At 39.4% G+C, this 3571-nt stretch carries 11 tRNA genes, 1 rRNA gene and 1 pseudogene; all 13 read right to left on the bottom strand.

Annotated features, from left to right (window positions below):
* A 16S ribosomal RNA gene (locus ACFFIS_RS14435) occupies positions 1-547 on the bottom strand; the annotation flags it as partial.
* A 232-nt stretch (positions 548-779) separates the two neighbouring features.
* A tRNA-Ile gene (locus ACFFIS_RS14440) sits at positions 780-853 on the bottom strand.
* An 11-nt stretch (positions 854-864) separates the two neighbouring features.
* Positions 865-938, bottom strand: a tRNA-Gly gene (locus ACFFIS_RS14445).
* 30 nt (positions 939-968) lie between these two features.
* Positions 969-1045: transfer RNA gene (locus ACFFIS_RS14450), tRNA-Pro, on the bottom strand.
* 27 nt (positions 1046-1072) lie between these two features.
* A tRNA-Arg gene (locus ACFFIS_RS14455) sits at positions 1073-1149 on the bottom strand.
* 68 nt (positions 1150-1217) lie between these two features.
* Positions 1218-1302: transfer RNA gene (locus tag ACFFIS_RS14460), tRNA-Leu, on the bottom strand.
* Between the two features lie 73 nt (positions 1303-1375).
* Positions 1376-1451: transfer RNA gene (locus ACFFIS_RS14465), tRNA-Lys, on the bottom strand.
* A gap of 46 nt (positions 1452-1497) precedes the next feature.
* Positions 1498-1572 (bottom strand) — tRNA-Gln (locus ACFFIS_RS14470).
* Positions 1573-1577: 5 nt separating this feature from the next.
* Positions 1578-1654 (bottom strand) — tRNA-Asp (locus tag ACFFIS_RS14475).
* 23 nt (positions 1655-1677) lie between these two features.
* Positions 1678-1749 (bottom strand) — tRNA-Glu (locus tag ACFFIS_RS14480).
* A 6-nt stretch (positions 1750-1755) separates the two neighbouring features.
* Positions 1756-1847, bottom strand: a tRNA-Ser gene (locus tag ACFFIS_RS14485).
* A 3-nt stretch (positions 1848-1850) separates the two neighbouring features.
* A tRNA-Asn gene (locus tag ACFFIS_RS14490) sits at positions 1851-1925 on the bottom strand.
* 503 nt (positions 1926-2428) lie between these two features.
* Positions 2429-2665: pseudogene (locus ACFFIS_RS14495) on the bottom strand (zinc ribbon domain-containing protein); the annotation flags it as partial.
* Between the last annotated feature and the right edge of the window lie 906 nt (positions 2666-3571).

Genomic DNA, 3571 nt, shown 5'->3' on the forward strand with positions numbered 1-3571 from the left:
GGCTGCTGGCACGTAGTTAGCCGGGGCTTTCTGGTTAGGTACCGTCAAGGTACCGCCTTATTTAAACGGTACTTGTTCTTCCCTAACAACAGAGTTTTACAATCCGAAAACCTTCATCACTCACGCGGCGTTGCTCCGTCAGACTTTCGTCCATTGCGGAAGATTCCCTACTGCTGCCTCCCGTAGGAGTCTGGGCCGTGTCTCAGTCCCAGTGTGGCCGATCACCCTCTCAGGTCGGCTACGCATCGTTGCCTTGGTAGGCCGTTATCCCACCAACTAGCTAATGCGCCGCGGGCCCATCTATAAGTGATAGCCGAAGCCATCTTTCATCTTCTCACCATGTGGTGAAAAGTATCATCCGGTATTAGCACCGGTTTCCCGGAGTTATCCCAGTCTTACAGGTAGGTTGCCCACGTGTTACTCACCCGTCCGCCGCTCGTTCCACAAGCGTCACCCCGAAGGGATCAGCTTGCTTCCCGCGCTCGACTTGCATGTATTAGGCACGCCGCCAGCGTTCGTCCTGAGCCAAGATCAAACTCTCCAAAAAAGTTTGTTGTTTCTTAGCTATAAATAAGAAAAACGAGGTTGTTTTTCTTCAAAGTTTTTGATTCAAGCACTTAGCAACCAAGTTGCTAAAAGCACCTTTACCATTTATTTCGAATACTGGTCGTTCTGTTCAGTTTTCAAAGAGCAAATGTTTTTTGTGCAACTATTTAATCTTAACAGATAGAATAGTTTATGTCAATACCTTTTTACTCATTTTATTTTAAGAGTAAAAGTGGGCCTGAGTGGACTCGAACCACCGACCTCACGCTTATCAGGCGTGCGCTCTAACCAGCTGAGCTACAGGCCCATTAAACAAAATGGAGCGGGTGAAGGGAATTGAACCCTCGACATCAGCTTGGAAGGCTGAGGTTTTACCACTAAACTACACCCGCATTCGTAATCTTAATAACAACTGGCTTCACTGGTCGGGAAGACAGGATTCGAACCTGCGGCCCCATGGTCCCAAACCATGTGCTCTACCAAGCTGAGCTACTTCCCGTTGCTAAATATAATAATCAATTTAATATGGCGCGCCCGAGAGGAGTCGAACCCCTAACCTTTTGATCCGTAGTCAAACGCTCTATCCAATTGAGCTACGGGCGCAATAGCGCGACCTCATTAATATAACATATTATTATGAAAAAGGCAATTACTTTTTTCAAAAAGCAAAGTGCGGTCGAGAAGACTCGAACTTCCACGGGATTTAACTCCCACTAGGCCCTCAACCTAGCGCGTCTGCCATTCCGCCACGACCGCATTTTTATAAGTTTATAGATATCATTCTTATAATACATATACACAAGTCGTTTCATTAGCAGCAGTTATATAATGGTGAGCCATACAGGATTCGAACCTGTGACCCTCTGATTAAAAGTCAGATGCTCTACCGACTGAGCTAATGGCTCTTGATGCTATCTGTTAATATAATCACAAAACACTTCAAAATAAAAATGGCTGGGCTACTAGGATTCGAACCTAGGAATGACGGGACCAAAACCCGTTGCCTTACCGCTTGGCTATAGCCCAACAAATGGCGGTCTGGACGGGACTCGAACCCGCGACCTCCTGCGTGACAGGCAGGCATTCTAACCAACTGAACTACCAGACCAACCTATTTTTTTATAAAGAAGATGACCCGTACGGGATTCGAACCCGTGTTACCGCCGTGAAAGGGCGGTGTCTTAACCGCTTGACCAACGGGCCATATTATGGCGGAGAAGGAGGGATTTGAACCCTCGCGCCGGTATAACCGACCTACACCCTTAGCAGGGGCGCCTCTTCAGCCTCTTGAGTACTTCTCCAAATGGCTCCACAGGTAGGATTCGAACCTACGACCGATCGGTTAACAGCCGATTGCTCTACCACTGAGCTACTGTGGAATGATAAAGGATTTATTTGCGCTATCTAAATGACGTTCAAATAATAGCAACAAAAAACATATTAAAACAAATTTCACTCATTGTCAACCTTTTATTTTACTTTCCTTTTAAAAATACCGTTATTATCTCGACGGCTATATTAATTTATCATGGATGACAAAATTCGTCAATGCCTTTTTAATAAAAATACTATATATCTTTTTTATTTAGCCAAAATTGGTTTCCCCATTTAATGAAGAAATGGTTAACTATAGATCTTTATTCTTATTTATTCCATTGAAAGACAAATGGAAACCAAACTTTCTAAAGCTCATCATTATTACCTAATCTTCATATTGCTAATGATGTACAATCAGTTTTTATGTCAAGAATATAACCTAATTAATAATTCCCTTCTACTTGATTCTATGCCAGTAAAAAAAGAAGGAAATTGTACTGATTTGATTTCTACTTTTATATTATTATCAATGATTTCCTTTTATAATCTCATCAGAAGTTAGATTTTACTCGATTATGACCAACTCTCCCTTGCATTTTCCACATCTATATTTTTTTATATCTATGCGTCGTTTCCTTTTATATAAGAATTTACACTGCTTACATTTATATGTATAACTATTTATCTGTTGAGAAGGTAACGGTTTACAAAATCTCGGAGCTCCTGTCTTTTTCAGTAAATTTCTAAAATCTCGATCTCGGTGTTTATAACCCTTCCCTTCAATATGGAGATGGTAATGGCATTTATATGATATATTTTGGTTTTAACCCTATTTTTGGTTTTTATTGTTTATATATATATTAAATACTCAATGTTTCGGCAAGATATCTTCTCTTTTTCATGGTTTTAATGAAGATGCTTTGATATAATTCTTATTATTCAAATAGTTGGATATTTATTGGGGGTGTTTGTGATACATACTAGATTTGGTCTTAGGTCTTCCATTACCACTTTAAGGACAAATCAGGAAGTAAAGCAGTGTCATATAGTTATTATTAATGATATGGACTTGTATAAAGTACACCCTGTTTCTAACTTCTTGTATGAAAAGAAAGGCTCTAAATACAACACATTAAAAACCAAGGGGCAAATAGTGGTTAGGTTTCTGAATTGGTTTGTTGAAAACCATTTTACTTTTAGAGAACTCGAAGCAAGATTATCCACACTTAGCTTTAATAAAGTGGAGTACTATATCAACTGGTTGGTTTCAGAAGGGAAATCAAAATCTACTATATTAAACAATCAACTTACACTTAAAGAGTTTATGGGATTTCTTATTAGGAACGGAATTATTAATAATAGAGAAACTATTCAAGAATACAATGAAAGACTTAGTAATAAGAGTAGCTCCTTCTTCCAGTTATACAGGAGACCTAATCCCAGACAAACAGAGTTAGTACATGAATTGAATTTAAACTACATAATTAGTTTTATCAGATTGGCAATGAAACACACAACCCCAATAGCACTAGGTGTGTACCTTCAATTTTTTGGGGGGCTTAGAAGGGGTGATTGTGTAAACCTAACCAGAAGTAGTGTAAAGTCAAAAGGTGTATTTCGCAAGTGAAAAGTGAGCCACTTCGCAATTAAATTTTGAACCACCCTAAAATAAATAATTATTCATCAGTTGATTCGTTTTTTAGCCATT

It is taken from the genome of Paracerasibacillus soli (assembly GCF_042432965.1).
GTDB lineage: Bacteria > Bacillota > Bacilli > Bacillales > Amphibacillaceae > Paracerasibacillus > Paracerasibacillus soli.